Source organism: Anaerolineae bacterium, from assembly GCA_016931895.1.
In the GTDB taxonomy this organism is placed as follows: Bacteria; Chloroflexota; Anaerolineae; order 4572-78; family J111; genus JAFGNV01.
Window position 1 is genome coordinate 1 of sequence record JAFGDY010000155.1, and the last position, 24,699, is coordinate 24,699.

At 53.3% G+C, this 24,699-nt stretch carries 17 protein-coding genes; 5 read left to right on the top strand and 12 right to left on the bottom strand.

Annotated features, from left to right (window positions below):
* Positions 1-37: 37 nt before the first annotated feature.
* From JW953_11745 to JW953_11800, 12 genes are all read right to left on the bottom strand, one after another.
* Complete coding sequence (locus JW953_11745; GenBank protein MBN1993364.1) at positions 38-2,449, bottom strand: amino acid permease; 2,412 nt, start codon at positions 2,447-2,449, stop codon at positions 38-40.
* Between the two features lie 190 nt (positions 2,450-2,639).
* Positions 2,640-3,128 (bottom strand): hypothetical protein, encoded by a 489-nt coding sequence (locus JW953_11750; protein MBN1993365.1) that lies wholly within the window; start codon positions 3,126-3,128, stop codon positions 2,640-2,642.
* Between the two features lie 107 nt (positions 3,129-3,235).
* Positions 3,236-6,010, bottom strand: a complete 2,775-nt coding sequence (locus tag JW953_11755) for a GAF domain-containing protein (protein ID MBN1993366.1) — start codon at positions 6,008-6,010, stop codon at positions 3,236-3,238.
* 68 nt (positions 6,011-6,078) lie between these two features.
* Positions 6,079-6,915 carry a protein-glutamate O-methyltransferase CheR gene (locus JW953_11760; GenBank protein ID MBN1993367.1) on the bottom strand — a complete coding sequence of 279 codons (837 nt, stop codon included), beginning with the start codon at positions 6,913-6,915 and terminating at the stop codon, positions 6,079-6,081.
* Positions 6,896-7,948 (bottom strand): chemotaxis response regulator protein-glutamate methylesterase, encoded by a 1,053-nt coding sequence (locus JW953_11765; protein MBN1993368.1) that lies wholly within the window; start codon positions 7,946-7,948, stop codon positions 6,896-6,898. Before JW953_11765 ends, JW953_11760 begins: the two co-directional genes overlap by 20 nt.
* 5 nt (positions 7,949-7,953) lie before the next feature.
* Entirely contained in the window at positions 7,954-8,313 is a 360-nt protein-coding gene (locus JW953_11770; GenBank protein ID MBN1993369.1) for a response regulator, read from the bottom strand.
* Positions 8,314-8,367: 54 nt separating this feature from the next.
* The gene (locus tag JW953_11775) at positions 8,368-10,422 is read right to left on the bottom strand and encodes a chemotaxis protein CheA (GenBank protein ID MBN1993370.1); all 2,055 of its coding nucleotides are present in this window, start codon (positions 10,420-10,422) and stop codon (positions 8,368-8,370) included.
* 58 nt (positions 10,423-10,480) lie between these two features.
* Entirely contained in the window at positions 10,481-12,454 is a 1,974-nt protein-coding gene (locus JW953_11780; protein MBN1993371.1) for a methyl-accepting chemotaxis protein, read from the bottom strand.
* Between the two features lie 108 nt (positions 12,455-12,562).
* Positions 12,563-13,900, bottom strand: coding sequence for a HAMP domain-containing protein (locus JW953_11785; protein ID MBN1993372.1), 1,338 nt, complete (start codon positions 13,898-13,900; stop codon positions 12,563-12,565).
* A gap of 196 nt (positions 13,901-14,096) precedes the next feature.
* Positions 14,097-15,566 (bottom strand): HAMP domain-containing protein, encoded by a 1,470-nt coding sequence (locus JW953_11790; GenBank protein MBN1993373.1) that lies wholly within the window; start codon positions 15,564-15,566, stop codon positions 14,097-14,099.
* Between the two features lie 136 nt (positions 15,567-15,702).
* Positions 15,703-17,445: a HAMP domain-containing protein gene (locus JW953_11795; protein MBN1993374.1), complete on the bottom strand. Its 1,743-nt coding sequence runs from the start codon at positions 17,443-17,445 to the stop codon at positions 15,703-15,705.
* A 203-nt stretch (positions 17,446-17,648) separates the two neighbouring features.
* Positions 17,649-18,155, bottom strand: a complete 507-nt coding sequence (locus JW953_11800; GenBank protein ID MBN1993375.1) for a chemotaxis protein CheW — start codon at positions 18,153-18,155, stop codon at positions 17,649-17,651.
* Between the two features lie 433 nt (positions 18,156-18,588).
* Here JW953_11800 and JW953_11805 point away from each other — a divergent pair, with 433 nt between their 5' ends.
* The 5 genes from JW953_11805 (at position 18,589) to JW953_11825 (ending at position 24,462) form a co-directional block, all read left to right on the top strand.
* The gene (locus JW953_11805) at positions 18,589-20,529 is read left to right on the top strand and encodes a PD40 domain-containing protein (protein ID MBN1993376.1); all 1,941 of its coding nucleotides are present in this window, start codon (positions 18,589-18,591) and stop codon (positions 20,527-20,529) included.
* A 192-nt stretch (positions 20,530-20,721) separates the two neighbouring features.
* Positions 20,722-21,819, top strand: coding sequence for a glutamate 5-kinase (gene proB, locus JW953_11810; GenBank protein MBN1993377.1), 1,098 nt, complete (start codon positions 20,722-20,724; stop codon positions 21,817-21,819).
* Positions 21,820-21,860: 41 nt separating this feature from the next.
* Positions 21,861-22,682, top strand: coding sequence for a PD-(D/E)XK nuclease family protein (locus JW953_11815; protein MBN1993378.1), 822 nt, complete (start codon positions 21,861-21,863; stop codon positions 22,680-22,682).
* A gap of 89 nt (positions 22,683-22,771) precedes the next feature.
* Positions 22,772-24,064, top strand: a complete 1,293-nt coding sequence (locus tag JW953_11820; GenBank protein ID MBN1993379.1) for a hypothetical protein — start codon at positions 22,772-22,774, stop codon at positions 24,062-24,064.
* A gap of 161 nt (positions 24,065-24,225) precedes the next feature.
* Positions 24,226-24,462 carry a hypothetical protein gene (locus JW953_11825; protein ID MBN1993380.1) on the top strand — a complete coding sequence of 79 codons (237 nt, stop codon included), beginning with the start codon at positions 24,226-24,228 and terminating at the stop codon, positions 24,460-24,462.
* The last annotated feature ends 237 nt before the right edge of the window (positions 24,463-24,699 follow it).

The following is a 24,699-nucleotide window of genomic DNA, read 5'->3' on the forward strand; positions in this document are numbered from 1 at the left end:
AAATAGCCTGGACCCGATAAATTTTAACGGCCAATTTTTATTTCGTGCTCAAAAAAGTGTCAACTAAATTGTGAACCATCCCACTTTCCCGGTCACTGTCGTTTGGCACGGAAGTTATTCTCGACAATCTACGCGGGCGCATTAACCAACGGCGCAAACCAAATCTGACCGGATCGTGTCGTTTGACCATAATCACGGTAGAGAGCGCCTCTTCAGCCACCCGTTGGGGGATAGAACCAAAAAGGGACTGCTCCAACAATCTTTCGGCTGACGCGCCAATAATGATCTGATCAAACTTGGCCGCCTCCTCAAGAATTCCTTTAACAATGTCATGAGCCGGTTTGATGAGTAACTCAATGGGCCATTTGTGAGCCTGCAATTCGTCCAGCAGTTCTGTTCGTCGCTGGTTGTGGGCAGGATTATCGCCGCTGTTGGCAATCAGGTTAAGGGCCACCACTTCAGGCCGGGTTCCTGTGGTCTGCTCGATAGCATCGGCTTCGGTAATGGCCAGTTCAATAGACAGTCGAGCATTGGGGCCACCGGCAATTGGCACCAAAATTCGCCGGGGAAAACCGCTGCGCCGCAGGCGAACAACCGCCAAATCACAGGGCGGATTAATGGTCATCACATCAATAATCGAGCCAAAGGCCTGCCCCTTGCTTTGAGTGTAACCCGGCCAACCCAACAACACCAAATCGGCTCCGCGCTCTTGAGCGGCACTGACAATGGAATGAACCACATCCCGGCCCAGGCGAATCATGGTGCGGACCGGTATCTCAAATTCCTGTCCTACACTAATCACCTCTTCCAAAATTGGGCGGCCCTGTCTGAGGAACGCGCGGCCATCGGTTACGCCTATCTGGGGCGGAACGCGAATAATGTGCAAGGCAAACAATTCACCCATATTCGCCCGGGCAAACAATGCGCCTAACCGGGCCAACTGGCGAGCCGCGGCCTCGTTGGCTACCGGCAGCATCACCGAGTAGGCCCGGGTGGCTATAGTTTCTTCGAGTAAAATTGTATCTTTCTCTTTGGCCGCTTCTTGCACCGCGCCATGCCGAAAATAAACAAATACCCCGGCCACTAACCAAACAATAGTCACCACCCATGCCAGCGGACTCAGGTTGACCAATTCAATGGCCAGCACAAGTTGAATGGCAATGGCCGCGTATTGCAACCAGGGCACAAACGGCGCCCGGAAGGGACGTTCCAGGTCGGGTCTGGTTTTACGCATTCTGATCAGGGCAATGTTGACCATCAGGAACAGCAGCAAAAAAGTGATGGAAGCCCCGGAAGCCACATCGGCTACGGGCAGCCACACCGCCATAGTCATAATCAGCAAGCCGCTGAGCCAGATGGCCCAGTGCGGGGTTTTATTACGGGAATGAATACGGCCAAAAACTCTTGGCAAATCGTGGTCGCGGCCCATGGCAAAAGAAACGCGGCTGCTGGAATAAACTGTGGCGTTGAGGGCCGACATCGTAGAAGCCAAACCTCCCAATATCATCACCAACGCTCCATAGGGCATAATGGCCCGCGCGGTTTCAATCATGGCCCGTTCCCCGTTTTCACCAAGATACATCCAGTTAGGCAGGCCCGAATCTTGCACCAACGCGCCCACCGAAACAAAAGCCACGCCCAGGTAAACCAGCACCACAACACCAATGGCTCCAAAAATGGCCCGGGGAATATTTTTCCCCGGCTCTTTCACCTCCTCACCACTCTGGGCAATGATTTCATATCCTTCAAAAGCTACAAAGGTGAGGCCCATGGCCAAAATCACTCCCCGGAAGCCATATGGCAAAGGGTTAGGATCACGCAGGAAATTGTCGGCCCAATGGGGTAGGTTAAGCATCGCCTTGAGGCCAAACAGCACCAGCAGGCCCAACACGACTATTTTGAAGCCGGTGATAATATTACCCACCAGTCCTGTTTCCGACGAACCGCGCACGTTGACAATAACAAAGACCAAAGCCACCAGCACGGCAAAAACCTTAACGGCTATCTGCTCGCCGCTCAAATCCAAGAACATGGTCTTATCACCAAAGCGCACGCCCGCCATCTCTACCAATTCGGCAAAAAAGGTGCCAAACAAAACGGCATACAAACTACAGGCCACCGAATGGGAAAACCACGAAATCCAACCGGCATAAAAGCCAAAGATACGAGCCAGACCCTCTTTGACCCAGGCATAGCCGCCGCCGGCCTGGGGGTAAGCCGACCCCAATTCGGCGTAAGTGATGCCGGTCATACTGGTTACCAGGCCGTTGAGCAAAAAGGCCAGTAATAAACCAACCGGGCCAGCCTCGCCGGCCGCAATACCGGTGAGGCCAAAGATGCCGGCGCCAATCATAGCGCCAACACCAATCATGGTTACGTCAAACAAACCCAAATCTCGGCTGAGTGAAACCTGAAAACGTTGTGAAGTTGGTTGGGGGGATATTTCCATCGGGGCAGCTCCTTATTGGCAAAAGGTTCAATAACAGAGGATATTTTACCTCTAATTGCTTTGACTGTCACTTTATGAAACGGACCATAAATCTTGCCCAAAACGACGAATAGGACGCTGTTGCGCGTCCTATTCGTCCAGAAGGTCAAGTATTTTTATGGTAGTTTGCTTCTCAAAAATTTAAACCCGGCTAAAACAACTGGGCAAAGGGCGACCAATAACCGGCATACTCTTCGTGCAGAGGTCCACCGGACCAGGCGGGCAGGCCGGATAAATTATTGGACCGATTTTGAGCATTTGGGCTATGGCCGCCGATCCCGGATTGAATAATTGTGTGTACGGTATCCACAAAATTGCGCAGCGAAAAAGGTTCAGCCAAAATAGCAAAAGAGCCATTGGCCGGTAAAGGCCGCTCTAACTCTGAGGAGATTATCAACAAAACAGTACAATAGGTAGGCCGCTGGCTCAACCAGAGGCCCAGTCTCATGCCCTGTTCCCAGGCTTCAACCAGATTGATCACGATCAAGTCGTAAACAGAATGGCGGATTAGCTCAATGGCCTCGTCTGCCCAACTGACTACGTCAACCTGTTCTACTAATTCATTGGCTAACAACGTTTCTTTGAAGAAAAAAGATTGCCCATTTGAGCCTTCCAGGATCAGTACTTGTGCGTTTGCCATGGTTATTGTGTCCTCTTGCAGTACGTTTTTTACACCTTAATAGTATCACAAAAGAGGGACCAATGAACCAAACAGTTTATTAAGGATTGTTACAAAATATTAAGGAATCAGGTATGTTCCCGGCCAGGGAGTAAAACCACAAATGTACTCCCCTGGCCGGGCAAACTCTCCAAACGCACTTCACCCCCGTGAGCATTGACAATCTCTTTGACAATGGAAAGTCCCAGGCCGGTGCCAGGGATGGTGTGGGAAGGATCTACTCGGTAGAAGCGGTCAAATATGCGCAACTGATGTTCCAGGGGAATCCCCATGCCGGTATCTGACACCTGAAAACCCACAAACTCCCGTGGCTCTCTCAATTCTGAGATATGCTTCACTTCTACAGAACCTTCAACCGGCGTGTATTTGATGGCATTATCAAGTAGGTTGCGAATGACTCGTTCCAGGCGGTTTGGATCGGCCAAAACGGACATCTCTGTAGCGGGTTTTTGCCAATGCAGCGCCAATCGTTTCTCCTGGGCAAGGGGAATCAAATCGGCCACCACTTGGTCAAGTAACGTTACCAGGTCAACCGGCTGTCGCTCGATTTTAACCGTACCGGCGTCAAACCGCGCCAGTTCTAGAATATTTTCAATCAATTTTTCCAGTAGTTGCACCTGGGCCTGGATTGAATTCAGCAGTTCCGTTCTTTTTTGTTCAGGCAGATGTTTTTGATAAGTTACCAAATTGCGGGCGTGCAATTTAATTACCGAAAGAGGCGTCTTGAGTTCATGCGTTACCCCGGCCATAAACCGAGACTTCATCCGTTCCACTTCTTTGATGGCCGTGATGTCGCGCAAAACAATCACCACACCCACCACTTGCCCTGCTTCATTACGGGCTTTGGCCGCATGCGCCTGAATAGACAACACCGCCCCGGTTTGGGGGGAGGGCACATCCACCGCCGCGCTGACGGTAGGCTCAGGGTTATCGGCCATCTCGCTAATGCAACGCCACAAGGCATGTTCTGTTTGCGCTGCGCCAATTGGTTTTTCTAACCACTCGCTCAAACGAAAGTTAAGCATGCCTTCGGCCACCGCATTGGCGGTTAAAATCCGTTTTTCAGCATCCAGCACCAGCAAACCATCGGCCATACTGGCCAGGATGGTTTCGGTTTTTTCCTTCTCTTCAGACAACTCCCGGGTGCGCTCTGTGACCATGTGTTCCAGGTGACGACTAAAACTCTGCACTTCTGCAAAAAGACGGGCGTTCTCAATGGCAATACCTACCGAACTGGCCACCGAAGCAAAAAGCCGCAGGTGATTTTCGTCAAACCACCCCACATTGTGGTGCAAGGCTTGCATGGCGCCAATAATCTTATCCTTGATGCGCAGCGGCACGCACAACATCGAACGAGGGCCGTAATTGATCGATTCTGCTACCGGCGAAAAATATCTTTCATCTTTAGTTACATCATCTGCCAGATAATACTCACCCGTTCGAGTTACATAACCTACCAGGCCCTCGTGAATGGGCAAACGATAGCCGGTTATCACCTCTGCGCCAATCCCCGATGAAGCCGTAAAAACCACTTCTTGGGTTTCCTCATCAAGCAACCATAACGAAGTGGCCTCGGCCTGCAAGGAGCGTTGCGCCAGAAGGGTGGTTTGTTTCAGAATTTGTTCATGGTTTAGCGTTGAAGTTAAAGCGCGGCCAATCTCGTTGAGCACAATCAGGTCGTCCACTTGCTCTTGAGCGTGTTGTAATAAACTGGCATTTTCTACCGCTACGGCAATGATTCCCACTGCAGAATTTAATAACACCCAATCGGTCTCGTCCAGGTCTTGCCCCTGTTTGCTAACGATGGCAATAGCGCCGATAATCCGCTCTTTGCTCAGCATGGGCACACATTTAATAACGCTCGTTTGGGGTAAAAAATCCAGGCTCAGATCGTGATTGAGATCGCCCAGGATATCTGAAATAATAAGGGGAACTTGCGCCTCGAGCATGGATGGGGTAACTTTAGTTTCCGATGAAAAATCCACCGAAGTGGAAATACCCGCCCCGCTGTGAAACGAAACATTAACCACCAATTCTTTGCTCTCCTCATTCAACAAGAGCAGCGCCACGGCTTCAGCCGCCAATAGTTGAGAGAGTTTTTGCATTGAGGAAGCAAAAATCTCTTGCAAATTTAAGGAGGAATTAACGGCCAAGGCCAGTTCGTTGACCAATTCCAGACCCTGGTTGCGTTGAGCCACCACCCGCGCCTGCCGGCGGGCTTCTGCTTCGGCCAATTTGAGCCGGGCCACGGCCCCCACCCGGGCCAAAAACTCATCGTGCTTAAACGGCATCGCAATGTAATCGTCCGCTCCCATGGCCAATCCCTGGCTGACTTGCCGGGAATCACGGCGATGGGCCGTCACAAAGATGACGCCAATATTTTGGGTGCGTTCATTGGCCTTTAATTGTTGCAAAAGCTCAAGGCCATCCAGACCCGGCATCTGAATATCGCTAATGATCAAAAAAGGTAATTCGCTGAGCGCCCTGGCAAAACCTTCTTCGCCATTGGTAGCCATACTCAGGGTAAAATCACTTTCTCTGAAGATAAGCTGAATTAAAGCGCGGTTGGCCTGGTCATCATCTACCACCAAGATTTTTTTCAGATCCAACCCGGCCGGTTTACGGTTAGACCCCCTGCGATCAAGCGGCGTCAGAATCTCGGTTGTGGCCTTATCTTTTCGACGCGCCAGCGTGGCCGCATATTCCAAACCTGCTTTGATCTCGGTTAAAGTTAGATTGGGAAATTGACGTAATACCTCGTCAAAATCCAAACTGGCGGCCAGGCTGGCCAGCATTTTGTGAACGGCCAATGGAGTATTTTGGAAGTTAGGTTTGTCATCCATCTGGGGAATAACTTGATGCGCCTGGTGGTTAAAATTTACCCTGACACCATTAATGGGCAGAAACGCAATCAAGAAACATGACGACTATAACATAACTTGGCCGGCGTTGTCAATGTTACCAATTTCCGGCGGTAAAAGGAAACATTGATGGCTTCAAAACCCATGTCTGTAGCGCGGGGCACAATTTCGGTGCCGCCCACAAAGAGGACACCTTCAGGCTTAAGCGCGTCGTAGAAGCGGCAATATAACTTTTCTTTGGCGTCAGCCTCAAAATAAATAACCACATTCCGGCACACAATGAGGTCAAATTTCCCCACAATCGGGTCGGCCAGCAGATTGTGCGGCTTAAAGGCGATCCTGCGCTTTAGCTCTTCCTTAACCCAGTACTCCTCTTGACGCACTTCAAAATAACGCAAACGCAAATCAGGAGATAGTTTGGTCACTTCATCGGCGGAGTAAGGGCCGCCGGCCCTGGCCCACTCCAACGCGGATTGATCAATATCGGTAGCCAGGAGACGATGCTGGCCGCCAGAATGATTGCCGGCCTCGGCCAGCAGGATGGCCAGCGAATAGGCTTCTTGACCCCGCGAACAACCGGCGCTCCACACCCGCAACGAGGGATGATGGCGCAGCAACTCCGGCAAAACAGATGTTTGCAGATATTTGTACTTCTCTGAATCGCGGAAAAAAGAAGAAACATTAATGGTGAGGTAATCTTTGAACTTGCTCAAATCTGCCGGATTGGCGCGGACGGCCCGAAAAAATTTAGGCCAGTTGGGCTGGCCCGACCGCACCAGATAAGCTTTGAGCCGGCGCTGCATCTGGGGGGCCTTGTAGCAATTCAGGTCAACGCCGGTCAATTTTTTTACTTGAGATTTGATATAACTATATTCCACGTCTTCCATGGTTCACCAATTTTACTAAAGTAGAGGCTATGTTGGGCAGCGGCACCACCAAATCGGCCCAACCGGCTCTAACCACGCTGGCCGGCATGCCGTAAACTACGCTGGTTGATTCGTGCTCGGCAATGATCCGCCCCCCGGCCGCTTTGATCCGGCCGGCCCCTGCCGTGCCATCCTGGCCCATGCCAGTCAGCACCACCCCAATCACATTGGCCCCATGATATTCCACGGCAGATTCCATGGTCACATCCACGGCGGGGCGGACGTGTTGGCAGCGCGGTCCCTGGTCCAGGCTCACCTGCCGCAACCCTCTAAAACGCAAGTGAAAATCTCCCGGAGCCAACAAAGCCAGGCCCCGGGCCAGGCGGTCGCCATCTGCGGCCTCTTGCACAATGAGCGATGAATTTTCATTGAGACGTTGGGCCAGGGAGCGCGTAAAACCCGGCGGCATGTGTTGAACAATCAAAACCGAAGCAGGCAGGTTGCCGGGCAGATCGGCCAAAATTTTTTGCAAAGCCCGCGGCCCGCCGGTAGAGGCTCCAATCACAATCAGGGCGTCACCCTTTTGCAAAGGGCGGGGGCCGCGTTTGGTGGGGGTAACAATGGGCGCTGTGCCTGCCGAGGGCAACTTGGCCGGGCGCGCGCCGGTCGCCGCTTTTATTTTTTCAATTAGTTCGGCAATAACCGTATACACGTCAATCTTGGCATCCGGTTTGGGCACAAAATCAAACGCGCCCCGCATAAGGGCGCGGATGGTGGTTTGCGCCCCCCGCTGGGTTAAGGCGCTGAGCATCACCACCGGCGTGGGACATTCCGCCATGATCCGCTTCAGGGCCGTCAATCCATCCATGCGGGGCATCTCCACATCAAGGACAACGACATGGGGTTTGAGCGCCTTAATCTGGTCCAGAGCCTCCACGCCATCGCGGGCATTGCCCACAATCTCAATATCCGGGTCAGCCTCCAAATGTTTGGCCACAGTGTAGCGAATAAAGGCCGAGTCGTCTACAATCAAGACTCGAATGGAAGCGCTCATGGGCCTTACTCCAGCACTTTTTGCAATGTTTTGATCACTTTGTCCGGGTCATAAGGCTTAACCAAAAAATCTTTAGCCCCCGCTTTCATGGCCTGCAGCACCATTGCTTGCTGGCCCAACGCCGTGAGCATGATCACTTTGGCCTGCGGGTCAAAGGCCTGAATTTCGGCCAGTGCGGCCAGGCCGTCCTTGCGCGGCATGGTGATATCCATAAGCACCGCGTCGGGATTGGCCGAACGGTAAGCGTGCACCGCCGCTTCGCCGTCTTCCGCTTCAATTACGTCATACCCATGCTCGGTGAGCAATTTATGCACCCGCATCCGCATAAATTGGGCGTCGTCTACAATCATTATTGTTTTAGGCATACCGTTTTTTCTCCCAAACAAATTGAGATTGGTGAATGTTACCCGTTTTCCGGCTCATTTTTCGCCCTGCTTTTGCAAACCCCTTTGCGCCCGCAAAACGTTGTTGATCAGGCCCGGCACGTCCACAATCAGGGCAATGCGCCCATCCCCCAAAATCGTTGCGCCCGACAGGCCAGGCGTGGGGCCAATCAAAGGGCTAAGAGATTTTACCACAATTTCCTGTTGGCCGATGATTCTATCTACAGCCAGGCCCACCTGATATTTGCCCCAATTGACCAGCACCACGCTGGGTTTTGCCTGGCCGGTTGCGGCCGCGCCTGAACGGGGATGGTTAAAAATTTGGCGCAGGTCTAAAAGCGGCAATGTTGCGCCTTGCCATTCCAGGGCGGGTTTTCCTTTGATGGTGTTGATGGTCGCTTCGGCCACGTACATGGCCCCGTTAATACTGGTAACTGGAATGGCATACAACGTGTTTCGCACCATCACCAGCATCGTTTGCACCAGGGCCAGGGTCAACGGTAAGGTCAGGCGGAAGGTTGCGCCCTGGCCCGCCCGGCTCTCAATCACCACCGACCCGCTTAACCGCTCAACATTGGCGCGAACCACATCCAACCCTACCCCGCGGCCCGATGTGCCGGTAACGTGAGTGGCCGTTGATAGATTGGGCTGGAAAATAAGGTCAACAACTTCATCCTGGCTCAGTTGGTTAACCTCTTCCTCCAAGAACAACCCTCGCTGCACCGCGGCCCGGCGGATGCGGTCCGGGTCAACGCCCCGGCCATCGTCGGACACAGTAACCACAATCTGCCCTTCTACGGCGGCGGCGGCCAAACGCACCACGCCGGTAGGGCTTTTGCCCAAAGCCTGCCGGACTTCCGGCGTTTCCAGGCCATGATCCACCGCGTTGCGCAACAAATGGATCAGGGGGTCGTTAACGGCCTCAATCACGGCCCGGTCCAATTCGGTGGCCTCGCCTTCAATGATCAGGCTAACCTGTTTGCCGGCCGCGCGGGCCACGTCGCGCACCAGGCGGGGGAATTTATTGAACAAAGAAGCAATCGGCAGCATCCGCGCCCGCATCACTTCTTGTTGCAACTGGTCAACCACGTGGCTAAAATGGGGCGCCATTTCGCTCAGAGCACCCACGCTCCCGTCTTTGCCATATTGCGCTCGCAGCATGTTTTCAATCTGCAACAGGTGGGTGCGATTGGTGACCAGTTCGCCGACCAGGTTCATCAAAATATCGAGCCGTTCAATGCTGATGCGCACGGTTTTGTCAAGCGCATGCTCAACCCCCGGCTCAATGGTAGTGGGGGACAAAGCTCTGTCAGGCTGCGCCACACCAGCGACGGGGTACGGTTGAACGTGAAACTCGGCCAGGTCGTCAATCTCACGCAAGAGTTGCTCCACCTCTTCAGCCTCAGACGATGTGACCAGGATCAACCACAAGCGTTTATCTTCTTCTGTGATGTCATCCAACCCCGGCTGTTGCGCCATGATCTCTCCTGCTTCCATCAGCGTCAGGGCCACCTGGTAGAGCCGGGCGGCCGGGGCAAAAGCCTCTGCTGTCGTGACTACCTCAATTTTCAGGGCAATTTGCCCGGCCTCGACCATCTCTCTTGCCAGGACGGCCTGCTCCGGCATTAGTTGGCGCTCAATAGGGGCTGAAACCGTAGCCGGTTTCTCTGACTCATTCTCAGCATTTTGCAGCGCGCGCAGCCGGGCCAACAAGGCGACCACGTCAACCCCGCTGGGCCGGCGAGTGACAATCTCATCGCGCAAAGCTTTTAAAATATCAATCGCGGTCAGCAGCTCGTCAATAATGGTCTGGGTGGGCGACAGCCTGGCCTCCCGCATTTCGCCAAAAAGTGTTTCCATGGCGTGGGTCAGGTCGGCCATCTGATGGTGGCCCACAGTTCCGGCAAAAGCTTTGAGCGTGTGCGCCGCCCGAAAAACGGAATTAAGGGTGTCAGGGTCGCTCTTTTTTTCCAGATGGAGCAGGCCGCTCTCCATAGCTTGCAATCGTTCGTTGACATCATCCAAAAACATTTCCAGTTCATCGCTGGTAATGTCAAACGTTAACGTTGTGGATTTTGGTTTTCTAGCCATAATCAACCCTTACAATTTACAATTTACGATTTTCGGTTTACCGTTTGCCATTTGTGATTTAAACCTGAAATTGTGCTGTGGCCGTGCGCAATTCCTCGGCCAGGGCGGCCAGTTCTTCGGCCGAGGCCACCATCTCTTCAATCTGGGCCGACATCTCTTCGGCCGAGGCGCTCACTTCTTCGGTAGCGGCGCTGTTTTCTTCGGCCACACTGGACACGCCTTCCATTGCCTGAGTCACCTCCTGGCTGTTGGCGGCCATCTGTTCTGCCGACGCCGTATTTTCCTCAACGACTGTGCTGACCATCTCCATCGCTGCCACCACGCCCTCGCTTTTTTGTTTGAGTTGAGTTACCGCTTTATTAATCTCTTCGGCCAGCGAAGCGGCCTCTTCGGCCGCCTGCAAAATATCTTGCAATGATTGCGTGGTGTCTCCGGCCAACTGAGTGCCATGATCAACTTCAACGGCGGCATTCTCCATGGCCGCAATCGCCTCGTTAACCGTGTCCTGCACGCGTTCGATGAGTTTATCAATGTCGCGGGTGGCGCTTTTGGAATCTTCCGAAAGTTTGCGCACCTGGTCGGCCACTACGGCAAAACCACGGCCATGCTCGCCGGCGCGGGCGGCCTCAACTGCCGCGTTCAAAGCCAGCATATCGGTTTTATCGGCAATGTCATCAATTGTTTCCACAATGCGGCCAATTTCTTTGGAGCGGTTGCCCATCTCTTTGACTTTTTCAGCGGCATCAACGGTGCGAGCGCGAATAGTTCCCATCCCCCGGCTGGTTTGCTCAACAACAGAAACTCCGTGGCGGGCCGCCTGGGTAACCTTAGCGTTGGCCCCGGTCACCGAGTTGGCCACCTCACCCACCTGTCCCACAATTTTATCCATTTCATCAATCAAGCCGGATGTTTTTTGAACTCCTATGGCCTGCTCTTGCGCGCCGCGGGCAATACCTTCGGCCGCGCGGGCCATTTGCTCCGCATTGCCCGTAACCTCGGTCACAGATTGGGTTTGTTGGCCGGTGCCCTGGGCAATCTGCTGGGTAATGGAAGCCACTTGCTGGCTGGCCTGACCAGCTTGTTCGGCGGAAGCGTTCAATTGCTGGCTGGCATTAGCTACCTGCGCCGCACTCTGTTGCGCCTGGCCGATCAGCTTGCGTAAATTGACCACCATCTGGCTAAAGGCATTGCCCAAAGCATCCCGATTGGATTGGGGCGCAACGTCAACCGCCAAATTTCCCCTGGCCAGATGTTCAGCGGCCTCGGCCATTTGCCGTTGATAGGCAATCATCTGGCTAAAAGCGTGGCCCAACACATCCTGGTTGGTTTGCGGTGTAACTTCAACCGACACGTCGCCTTGGGCCAAACGGCCGGCCGCGTCGGCCATTTGTTGCTGGTAAACCACCATCCGGCTAAAGGCGTTGCCTAACAAATCTTTCTCGGATGAGGGGGTGATTTGAGCGTTTACGTCACCCTGGGCCAGGCGAGCGGCCGCCCCGGCCATTTGCTGCTGGTAAGCCACCATTTGCGTAAAAGCGTGGCCCAACACGTCGTCGGCGGATTTGGGCGACACATCAGCCGAAAGGTCTCCACCGGCCATTTTTTCGGCCACTGCGGCCATTTCTCTTTGGTAAGCGATGGTAGCCCGCAACACAGTTGCTAATTGGCCAATTTCATCCTTGCTTTCATAACTGGCGGTTTCCCTCAAATCGCCTTGAGCGATTCTTTCTCCCACGGCAATGAGGGTTTGGATAGGCGCCACAACCACCCGAAACATCACATAAAGCACAAGGATGGTGGTGATAATACCAATCGTGTACAGCACTATGGTATTAATAACCGTAAGTCCAAGCTGGCCCAGGATAAAACCAAGTTCTACATCAACCACAATAGCGGTTAGGGCGGCAAAACCCAACTTAAGAACAATGCCCCGGCCGGCCAGAATTCTGACCCCCAATAAAACTATTGCCGCCGCAGGAATAAGCAACCCCAACATAACCAAGCTGTTTTGAAACAACATCCGCATATCCATTCTTTAGCTCCTAGTTGTAGTTGTTCAATTAATGTTTTTGGTAGAGACAGGACAATGTCCTGTCCCTACCGGCTAGAAATTTAAATTCTTTTTCTGAATAAAGTCGGGTTAATGGCTTTCTTTGAGTCGAAATTGAATAGTGGCCGCCCGCAGCTCTTCGGCCAGCGCGGCCAATTCTTCCGAAGAAGCGACCACTTCCTCAATTTGGGCCGACATCTCTTCGGCCGAGGCGCTGACCTCTTCGGTGGCGGCGCTGTTCTCTTCGGCAACACCGGCAATGCCTTCCATTGAATCAGTTACTTCTTTCGCGTTCGCCGCCATTTCCCCGGCAATGGCCGTATTTTCTTCCACCACCGTGCTCACCGATTCAATGGCCGCCACCACCCCGTCGCTCTTTTGTTTTAATTCAGCCACGGCCCCCCTGATGCCGCCGCCGCCGTAATACGCCTGAGCGCCCGCGCCTTCCATAGCCGCAATGGCTTCGTTAACGGCGGCCTGCACCCGTTCAATCAAATTGGCAATGTCGCGGGTGGCGCTCTTGGAATCCTCAGAAAGTTTGCGCACCTGGTCGGCCACCACCGCAAAACCACGGCCATGCTCGCCGGCGCGGGCGGCCTCCACCGCCGCGTTCAGGGCCAGCATATCGGTTTTATCGGCAATGTCGTCAATTGTTTCCACAATACGGCCAATCTCTCTGGAGCGCCCCCCCATTTCTTTGACCTTTTCCACCGCGTCGCCGGCGATCCGGCTGACACTTTCCACAAGACCGGCCATTTCGTTAATCAGTTCCGAGGTGGTTTGCACGCTTCTGGCCTGTTCTTGCGACCCCCGGGCCACCCCTTCAGCCGCGCGCGCTATTTGTTCAACATTGGTGGTAATCTCGGTGACGGCCTGGGTTTGGCGGCCGGTGCCCTGGGCCACCTGCTGGCTGGTTGAAGCAACCTGCTGGCTGGCCGCGCCCGCCTGTTCGCTTGAAGCGTTCAATTGTTGACTGGCGTCGGCCACCTGCTTGGCGCTCTGCTGCACCTGGCCGATCAAGGTGCTCAAATTCAAAATCATCTGCCGAAAGGCGGTCGCCATATCGCCAATTTCATCTTTGCTTTTAACCGTGATAGTTTGATTGAGGTCTCCCCCGGCAATGCCTTCGGCCACGGCGGCCACCTGTTTGATAGGGTTGACGATCTGCCTGATCATCATCAGAAATAAAGCAATCAGAATGGGCAACCCAATCACCAACGCAATACTAACCCTGACTAATGTAATGCCCTCGTTGCCCAGCACAAAAGCCAAAAGAGCTGCAACGGTGACACACCCCAACAAAATAACGGTCAGGCGAATAGCAATACCCCGATGATAGATCAAATACATCGTCAGTAAAATCAATATCCAGCCAACCACCAGCGCGCCGGAAAAAATAAGGTAATTCATATAATAATCCAGGTTCATTTCAAAAAACCTCCCTTGTAAAAATCACTTCAGTGAGATGTTATTTCAAAAACGGAGTACAACCGAGAAAAATCCTCTGCATAACCTATCACGCCTAAGCCTCCGCGCTATGTCCATCTCCCTGATGGTGGGCCAACACCGGCTCCGACTGCGGCTGTTTGACTGGCGTTTTGGCAGTTTGCAAATTATGTTGCGACTATTCCGGTTCAACCTTGCGCGCCCCATCCACCCGAAATTGATCCGTAAGCATCCGCAACTCCTCGGCCAGGGTCGACAACTCCTCCGACGAAGCCACCACCTCTTCAATCTGGGCCGCCATCTCTTCAGCCGAGGCGCTGACTTCTTCGGTGGCGGCACTGTTCTCTTCGGCTATACCGGCAATGCCATCCATAGACGTTGTCACTTCTTTGGCATTGGCCGCCATCTCTTCGGCAATGCCCGTATTCTCTTCCACCACCGTGCTCACCGTCTCTATGGCCGCCACCACCCCATTGCTCTTCTGTTTCAACTCTGTCACGGCTTGAATAATACCGCCAGCCCCACTATTGACCTGAATCCCCGCCCCTTCCATAGCCGCAATGGCTTCGTTCACCGTCCCCTGCACCCGTTCAATCAAATTGGAAATATCACGGGTGGCGCTTTTGGAATCCTCAGAAAGTTTGCGCACCTGATCGGCTACCACCGCAAAACCACGCCCATGCTCCCCCGCCCGGGCCGCCTCTACCGCCGCGTTCAAGGCCAGCATATCGGTTTTATCGGCAATGTCATCAATGGTTTCCACAATCCGGCCTATCTCTTTTGAACGCACCCCCATTTCTTTCACCTTACCCACCGCGTCTCCGGCAATCTCTCTAATATTATCTACAATGCCGGCCATTTCGTTGATCAACTCCGAGGTCGTTTGCACCCCTTGCGCCTGCTCCTGAGAACCCCGGGCTACTCCCTCTGCCGCACGGGCAATCTGTTCAACATTACCCGTCGCCTCGGTCACAGCCTGGGTCTGGCGGCTGGTCCCTTCGGCCACTTGCTGGCTGATGGAGGCCACCTGCTGGCTGGCCTGGCTGGTCTGCTCCGATGAAGCGTTCAATTGCTGGCTGGCGCTGGCCACCTGGTTGGCGCTCTGCTGGACCTGGTCAATGAGGTAGCGCAAATTATTAATCATCTGGCGGAAAGCATGGCCCAGCACATCCTTGTCGGATCGGGGGGTCACATCAACCATCAGATTTCCCTGGGCCAGGCAGTCGGCTACCTCGGCCATCTGCTGGATATAGGCAATCATGCGAGTGGAGGCTGCGGCCATGTCCCCCAGCTCATCCTTACTTTTAATGGTAATGGTCTGCTCGAGATCGCCTGTAGCAATACCTTCCGCTACGGTTGCCATCTGTTGAATGGGATTGACGATTTGCCTGATCATCATCAAAAACAAAGCTATCAGAATGGGGACTACAAAAACAAGCGCCAAACTTACCCTGATTAACGTGATACCCTCGTAGCCTAACATAAAAGCCACAATAGTGGCAAGGGTGACACAACTCAATAAAATAAAGGTCAACCGCATAGCAACACCCCGGCGATAAACCCAATACATTGTTGCCATAATCGTTATCCAGCCCACCACAATCGCGCTGAAGAGAATAAGGTAACTCATATAGTAATCTAGGTTCATTTCAAAAAACCTTTCCTGCAGAAATAACTTTAGGAATGATAGATGTTCAGAGGGGAACTTATCGGAAATTCAAGATTCCCTACGAGGTCCCCTGAGTTCCGGTATGGCGAATGGACAAGTTATTTAGATGTCATTCCTACCCCTCCCCGCTATGCCCATCCCCCTGATGATGGCCTAACGCCGGCTCCGGCTGCTGCTGTTTGCCCGATTTCCTGGCAGATTGCCAGCCGCGTTTCGGCTTTTCCGGTTCAACCTTGGGCACCCCGTTCACCCGGAACTGGCCCGTAGCCGCTTGCAGTTCTTCAGCCAGGGCGGCCAGTTCCTCCGCCGAGGCCACCACCTCTTCAATCTGGGCCGACATCTCTTCGGCGGAAGCGCTGATCTCTTCGGTGGCCGCGCTATTTTCTTCGGCCACGCTGGCCACGCCTTCCATAGCCTGGGTCACTTCCTGGCTGTTGGCCGCCATCTGTTCTGCCGCGGCCGTATTTTCCTCCACCACCGTGCTCACCGAATCTACCGCTGTCACCACGTCTCCACTTTTTTGCTTCAACTGGGCTACGGCTGAACCAATCTGTTCGGCCAACTCCGCCGCCTCTTCGGCAGCCCGCAAAATTTCCTGCAATGAACCGGTGGTGTCCCCGGCTAACTTAATGCCGTTATCCACTTCGGCAGTAGTGTTTTGCATGGCCGTTATAGCCTCGTTGATTGTAGCCTGCACCCGTTCAATCAACTCACCGATGTTGCGGGTGGCGTTTTTGGAATCCTCGGATAGTTTGCGCACTTGGTCGGCCACTACGGCAAAGCCGCGACCATGCTCCCCGGCCCGGGCCGCCTCAACTGCCGCGTTGAGGGCCAGCATGTCGGTTTTGTCGGCAATATCGTCAATGGTGTCCACAATGCGGCCAATTTCTTTAGAGCGAGTCCCCATCTCTTTGACCCGTTCAGCCGCTTCCAGGGTGCGGGCGCGAATGGTTTGCATGCCCTGGCCGGTCTGCTCCACCGCCGCCACGCCGTGCCGTGCGGCCTGAGTTACTTTGTTATTGGCCTCGGTCACCGAGTTGGCTATCTGGCCCACCTGGCCCACAATCTTGTCCATTTCATTGAATAAGTCCGACGACTTTTGTACTCCGGCGGCCTGCTCCTGTGCGCCCCGGGCAATGCCCTCGGCGGCGCGGGCCATCTGTTCTACCGTGTTTGTTGTTTCGGTGACCATCTGTGTTTGCTGGCTGGTGCCGCTGGCAATCTGCTGCATAGTGGAGGCCACCTGCTGGCTGGCCGCTCCGGCCTGGTCGGCCGAGCTGTTCAACTGCTGGCTGGCGACGGCCACTTGGTTGGCGCTTCGCTGCACCTGTGTAATCAAGGTATTCAAGTCAGCCGTCATCTGGCTAAAAGAAATACCCAACACATCTTGCCCCGATTGGGGCCTGACCTGCACAGCCAGATCACCTTGCGCCAGAGAATCGGCGGCCTGGGCCATAGTTTGTAAGTAGGTGATCATTTCTTGAAAAGCAGCAGCCATATCACCCAACTCATCTTTGTTTTTTATCGCTAGCGATTGGTCCAAATTACCTTTGGCAATTTCGGTTGCCGCCTCGGCCATGCGCTTAATCGGGATAATGATTTGCCGGATCATCACAATTAACACCCCCACCACAATCGGCATAACAATTACGGTTGTTATGGCTAAATTCAAAACCGTATAACCCCATTTAAAGACAATAAAGAGTCCGGCTACTCCAGCCCAAGAACTACCGGCCACAACAAAAGCTAATTTTAGCGCCACCCCCCGGCCAAAGACCAAATATACAATTAACATCATCAATATGAAAGCAATAAGGGACACGCTAATAAATACAATGAATTCCATATCTGCCAACATTTTTAATCATCTCCTGAATCATTTTTAGGAAGGTCCAGTAGCAAGGGCCGTTCTATCAACCTTTCGATTCAACCTGCATTTCCTTCAGTTGGAAACACATTATGCTGGAGAACTTTTGCCTGTAATTGTATAAACATCATGGTATTGCCTACAATACCTGCTGGATATTCCCGGTCAGCAACCGAAAATAAGTCACTTTAACATTACGCCGCCTCAACCAGCGCCTGCTGCTCTTCCCGCGAGAACACGCGGTTCAGGTCGAGCAGAATGACCAATTTGCCTTCAACCTCGCCGGCTTCCTCATCGGCTTTCTTTTTGAATTTGCCAATGCCGCGCAGGTAAGCCGTGTCCACGCTGGCTAACAAAGGTGACGGTGGTTCAACATCAGCCTCGGCGATTTTGGTCACCTCGGTCACTCTGTCCACAATCAGGCCCACCAGCAAATCATCCAATTCCATAATCACAATCACCTGTTTACGCTTGCCTTTTTTGCCGTTGCCTTCCGGGTCCGGTGGCAGCGGCAAATTGAAACGACGGCGCAGGTCAATCACCGGGATCACCGATCCCCGCAAATTGACCACACCTTCAATGAAGATGGGGGCATTGGGCACCGTCACTATCTCCTGCATGGGGATAATGCTCTGCACCTGGGTTACATTCACCCCGTACGATTCTTCATTGAGTTCAAAAACAACCAATTGTTCTTCCATGGTGTACCTCCTCTGGTGAAGTTAAAAGATTGGGTTCGCCAACAATTACAGGGATTCTCGGCATTTTTCTTTTTCAACTCTATCATCGTATCACCTTTTTGGTCCCCGCGCAGTGGTAAAAGGGATGGATTTCAATAAAAAAAAGACCACCTTTTTAATGGCCTTTTCTACGTAAAAATACTCCTGCAAGTACCTAAAATTAGGTAGGTGACTTTGGAAAATTGTGAATGATTAATTGCTAATATCACAACTTGTTATTCACTAACTCACCGATTTTTTAATAAGCGCTCCCCAACCTACCCAACTTGCTCCGGTAATGGTAAAGATTTGACTGATGAGAATCATTTTCCCCTGAGAGGATTTGTAAATCATCAGTCGAAATGTAACCACTACCCCTTGCTCCTACCGCCCTCTGGTGCTATACTTAGGCGCTATGCGTAAAAAACATGCTTTTGCCACCGTAGCCGGGCTGATCGTCATTATCTTCCTCTCCCCCCTCGGCCTCTCCACCTGCTACTCAAAAGAAGAAGCGCCCTCCTTCATTCTCGCTTTCGCCTCCGACCGCAGCGGCGCAGGCGACATTTTTGTTTTGGACCAGACCGGCCAACTGCTCAATTTGACCAACCACCCCGACGCTGATTGGGACCCGGCCTGGTCGCCCGACGGCCGAAGCCTGGCTTTCACCAGCCACCGCGCCGGTAATAGCGACATCTGGTTGCTGAACACCGGCCAAACTGAAGAAAATCTTCAGCTCCGCAACCTGACCAATGAACCGGCCTGGGATTACAGCCCCACCTGGTCTCCCAGCGGGCAGAGCGTGGCCTTTGTGTCTGAGCGAGACGGTGATCCGGAAATTTTTGTGCAAAATATCAACGAGAATACCGCCATCCAACTCACCTTCAACGAGGAATTGGAGCGCCTCCCGGCCTGGTCGCCCGACGGCAAGTACTTGGCTTTTGCCGCCGTGCGCAACGGCGTTGAAGAAATTTACCGCATCCGGCCCGACGGCACCGACGAACAACTGGTCACACCCCATCCGGTTCAGGGCACCGCCCCGGCCTGGGCCCCGGATAGCCAACGCCTGGCCTTCATCGGTTGGGACGAAGAAAACCGGGCCGGTATTTACGTTATCGGTCCCCAAGTGGATAATATGATCCGGCTGTATCAAGGCAGCGCCTGGTTGGGTTCGCTGGATTGGTCTGCCGACGGCCAATGGCTCACCTTTACCTCATGGGAAACCGGCAATCACGAAGTATATACCCTGCCGGCCGGCGGCGGCGATCCTCTCCGCCTGACCATAGACGGGGCCTGGGATGATTTTTTAACCATCAATCCCACTGTTACCTTCACCCCCCCTGCCTCCGCCAGCATTGCCCAGGCCGCCCCGGCCCTGAACCCGCCGCCTCGTTCTGACTTAATCGCCGGGGTTAATATGGCCGATCTGAGCCTGGCGTATTTGATCAACGATATGGGTTTTACCTGGGCCAAGGGCTATGTTAATTGGGCCACGGTAGAACCTGAGCCGGGCCAATTTCGGTGGGTGGACCCGGATAACGTGGTTAAAGCTTTTGGCGACCAGCAGGTCAAAATTCTCTTGCGCGTACATGGCACGCCGGAATGGGCGCGTCCCACCGACAGTATGTACACCCATCCCCCCACCAATATGGCCGACTTGGCTAATTTTTTAACCGCCCTGGTCAGTCGCTACCAGGGACAAGTAGCAGCCTATGAAATTTGGAACGAACCCAACCTGCATTATGAATGGGGGTATCTCCAGCCCAATTCGGCGGATTATACCCAAATGCTCCAAACAGCCTACCCGGCCATAAAAAAAACAGACCCGGAAGCCCTGGTGATTAGCGGCGGCCTGGCCACCACCGGCCAGGGGTCGCCCACTGCTTACGGCGACCTGGCTTTTTTACAAGGCATGTACCAGGCCGGGGCCAAAGGTTATTTTGACGCTCTGGGCAGCCATCCTTATGCTTATGGCCGCAGCCCCGATGAACCTGATCCCGATGGGCTGTCGCTTACGCGGGTGGTTGAACAACACAAAGTTATGCAAGCTAATGACGACGGCGATACGCCCATTTGGATTACCGAAGTGGGGTGGGTGCTGCAAAGCAGTTGGGACCTGGGGGAACATACCCCTATCGGCGTTACCGAAGCGCAGCAAGCCGAATACCTGGCCCGCACCTACGCCAAAGCTGAATACGAGTGGCCCTTTGTGGAAGCGCTCTTTTTATTTAATCTTGATTTCAGCACGGTCTCCTGGTATCCTGCCTCGGAGCCGATGCGCTGGTACGCTGTACTGAATCCGGACCGGACTCCCCGCCCGGCCTATACCATCCTTCGCCAAACCACCCACGCTCAATAACGTCAACAGAAAAATAGAAAGGTTGTTGCAGTAACGAAGCGAACCTTTATAAAAAAATAGGATTTACGCAAATCGTTGATGCATTCCAGAGGTGACAGTCACTTACAAAGTGACTGTCACCTCTGGAACGTGCGTAAGTCCTAAAAAAGAATTTTCGCTCAATCGCTTCCTTACCCGCTCACATATTTATTTATGAGAATTGTCATCAAAGTTGGCACCAACGTTCTGAGAGCCGGCACGGAACGCCTGTATCGTCCCCGGCTGGTTGATCTGGCCCGGCAAATTGCTACCCTGATCAGCGACGGGCATGAGCCGCTCCTGGTTTCTTCAGGCGCTATCTTTGCCGGACGCGAGCTATTGGGGATCAAGTCGCGCTCCCAAACTAAGGGCATCCCTCATAAACAAATGCTCGCCGCGGTGGGCCAGGGGCGTTTACTGACTCTTTACCAGCAAATCTTTGCCCTGTACGACATTACCGTGGCCCAGGCCCTGTTGACCCGCGCCGACTTGGCCCACCGCACCCGCTATCTTAATGCCCGCAACACCTTACACCTCCTGCTCCAACAAAAGGTGCTGCCCATCATCAACGAAAACGACGTGGTGGCCGTAGAGGAGATCAAATTTGGCGATAATGACACGCTCTCGGCCTTGGTGGCCAATCTCATAGATGCGGACTTGCTGATTATGCTCACCGACCAACCGGGCCTGTTCACCAAAGATCCCCGGCAAGACGCCAGCGCCCAACTCATCCAAGAAGTGGTAACCATTAACGATGCCATTCGGGCTGCGGCCGGCGGCAGCAATAGCGGCGTGGGCGCCGGGGGGATGGTCACCAAAATCAGAGCGGCAGAACTGGCCACCCGTTCCGGGGTAGAGGCGGTTATTGCTCCCGGCAGCGAGCCGGATTGCATTTTGCGGGTAGTAAAAGGTGAAACTTTGGGCACTCGCTTTCCCAGCCAGGTCAGTCATGTAGAAAGTCGCAAGCGCTGGATCCTGGCCGAAGCGGCCCAGGGTGAAGTAAAAATAGACGCCGGAGCGGCTGAAGCCTTGATTAAACGAGGCAAAAGCCTGCTGGCCGTTGGCGTGATCGAGGTAGCCGGGAATTTCAACCGGGGAGCGACCATTCGCGTTTTAAATCCGGCCGGGCAAGAGATAGGCCGGGGGATTACTAATTACAAATCAGAAGATTTAAGCGCCATCCAGGGCAAACGCTCCGACCAAATTGAGGAAATCTTAGGCTTTGATTACGGCCATACGGTTATTCATCGAGATAACCTGGTGATTGTATAATTCATCTTGACGAGATAGCTCATTTGTGCTAATGTTTAGGTATGGTCAAACAACCCATTCCGCTTACGCCCAGCGAAGTGCGCGTGCTGGCCCAATGCCCGCTGCACTATCACTTTTCACAGCAAAAATCATCGCTTCCGCATGACCAGACGCCGGATTCGCTTGATAAGCTGGTGCGAGAAACTATCCAACACCTGCACGCGGCGGGTGGCCCGGCGCGTGTATCGCTGGCAGCATGCCTGAACAAAGTGGCCCCTTATCCCCAGGCGCAAACCATCATCGAGCAATACCACCATCGGTTAGCCCAGGACTGGCCCTACATGATAGCCGGGAATGAAACCATACAACTCAGAATCTCAATTGGCGGCGTGAAGTTATCTTTGCAAGGCACCGTAGACCGGCTGGACAAAACCTCCGACAGCGGCATCCTGGCTATCCTTTTCCGCACCGAAAACGGCCCGCTGCCCACCACCGCCGATCTACGGCAAGATCACGCCATCACCATTTATCACGCTCTTGTCGCCGCCGCCTATCCTCTCAAACGCCCGGTGCGTATCCAGGAGTGGTGGCTATCGCTTAACGAGCGGGTCACCATTGAGTTGAGCGAAGACGAATATCGCCATCAGTTGAGCGACCTTCGCGAACCAAGCCAGGCTTTGGCCCGGGGCGAAGTGATGGCCCGGCCCGGCTTACATTGTGATACCTGTTACTTCAAATATCACGGCTGTCCCGTTTACGCCCATGAAGTAGACGCGCCAAACGGAGTTTTAGCCGATAAGCCCCTTCAGGACAACGACGATGATTTTGACTCATCACGGCCTGATGGTAAGATTCCTCCCCGCAAATGGGTTTTTAAGATATAGGTAAAAACGGCTTTTCTCTTCATCATTTTTCCAAATACAGCTTGGGAACGAGGAATAGCCGCCTTGGGTTTTGAAAGCGCAGAAACATTATGGATAGAAGACGTTTTATGAGCGGGGCCGGTTTTGTCAGTTTAATCACTTTCCTGCAAGCCTGCCGGTTAACTAATCTTTTGGATCGTTCTCCTGCGGCGCGCATTTCCACCTCCATCCCAACCAACACATCCACCGTCCCGCCCAGCTTTACGCCCACCGCCGCCAATACCCCTATTCCCTCCTCCACCCTTGCGCCCGATACCCCTACCCCCACCAGTACTATGCCCCGGCCCACCGCAATACCGCAAACTGAGATCCCCCTTGAACCAACGGCTGAACCGTCCGTTGCCCCCACCCCCACCCCCACTCCCACGCCTACGCCCTATCCGCCCGGCCCCCCCAGCAAGTTGGGCCTTTTTGTGACCCAATTCGACCCCAAAGTGTTGGACCTGGTGACCAAAGGTAAACCGGCTCTGGTAAAAACTCTAGAAATTGACCCCGGCTTTGTGCAGGGCTTAAAAACTGCCTCACCCGGCACCCTTATGGTTGGCCGAATAGTGCTAGGCCAACTCAACCTGGACGCCGACCCCATTCCCTTTGTCCAGGATTACGTCAATAAAATCCTGCCCCTGGCCACAGAACCGAACCGTATGGCTGCTTTTGACGCCTGGGAAGCCTACAACGAGCCGGTGGCCGATACGCCCGACAAAATGAAACGCCTGGCCGAATTTGAAGCCGAACGCACGCGCCTTTTGGCCGAAAACGGCATTCGTTCAGTGGTGGGAAATTTTGCCGCCGGCCATCCGCCCCTGGAATTATGGCCCAATTTTGAGCCGGCCCTGGCCGCCATTCGCCAATATAATGGCTACCTGGGCCTGCACGAATATTCTGCACCGATTATGCAATTCCGGGCCGGCGGGTTGCAGCCAAACAACGATCCTCATCAAGGCGACGAGGGCTGGCTGACCCTGCGTTATCGGAAAGCCTATCGCCAATATCTCAAGCCAATGGGGTTTGGCAATGTGCCCATCCTGATCACCGAGTGCGGCGTTGATGGCCTGATCCATCCCCGGCCCGGCCCGGAAGAGGCCAGGGGTTGGCAGGATTTTGTGGACATGTGGGTGGAAAATGGACTGCGCGATGACCCCCCCGGAGTTTATATGGACCAACTCATCTGGTACGATCAGAATTTACAACAGGATGAATACGTCAAAGGGGCTGCTATTTTTCTGGCCGGAACCAATGATTCCCAGTGGGAGTCTTACGACATCATTGGCCACAACGCCGGGCGCATGGCCGATCTCCTATTGCAATACCTGGCAGTGCATCCCCCCATAGAGTCAGATTGATGAGATAGTGGCTGTCCAAAAATAATAGACCCTAAAGGACTCTGGGGCTTGCGGATACTCCCTCACTACCAGCCACATCTTAGTACTTTTTTCCGTGTGAAATAAACGCCGCTTCGGCCTATAATAAGAGTAAAGCTCAAACATCAGAGGGCCGGTAAACTATGGATCAAAATATCAACAATCTTTCCCCCGAAGAAATCCTGGACATCTTGATCAACAACCTTTCGGAGTGCAACAAGTTGGTAGCCACCTTGAGCAAAAAAGCCCATCTTGACCAGGAAGAGTTGCGCAAGCTCAGAAATGATTTAATGTTCGCTCGCTCCAAGGTGCGACACCTGGCCAAAACCCTGGAAGAGCTAAAAAAGCCAATTAATGCCTTCAAGTTTTCTCCCCCTTGAATCAAGGTTATTTTCTGAAAAGCGCTTCAGGTTCAAGGTCTTTTGTAAGTATTTACGTCTCAGCCACACCTAAAACAAACATCAAAACACAAAAGGCTTTCTGTTTTTATACAACAGAAAGCCTTTTGTGCTATAATCCCCTAGCCAAAAACGGGATGGTTCATCTCTTACGAATAGTTAAGTTGACACTTTTCAAATAGGCGAAAATCTATATGAGTGTTAATCCAAGAAAATAGC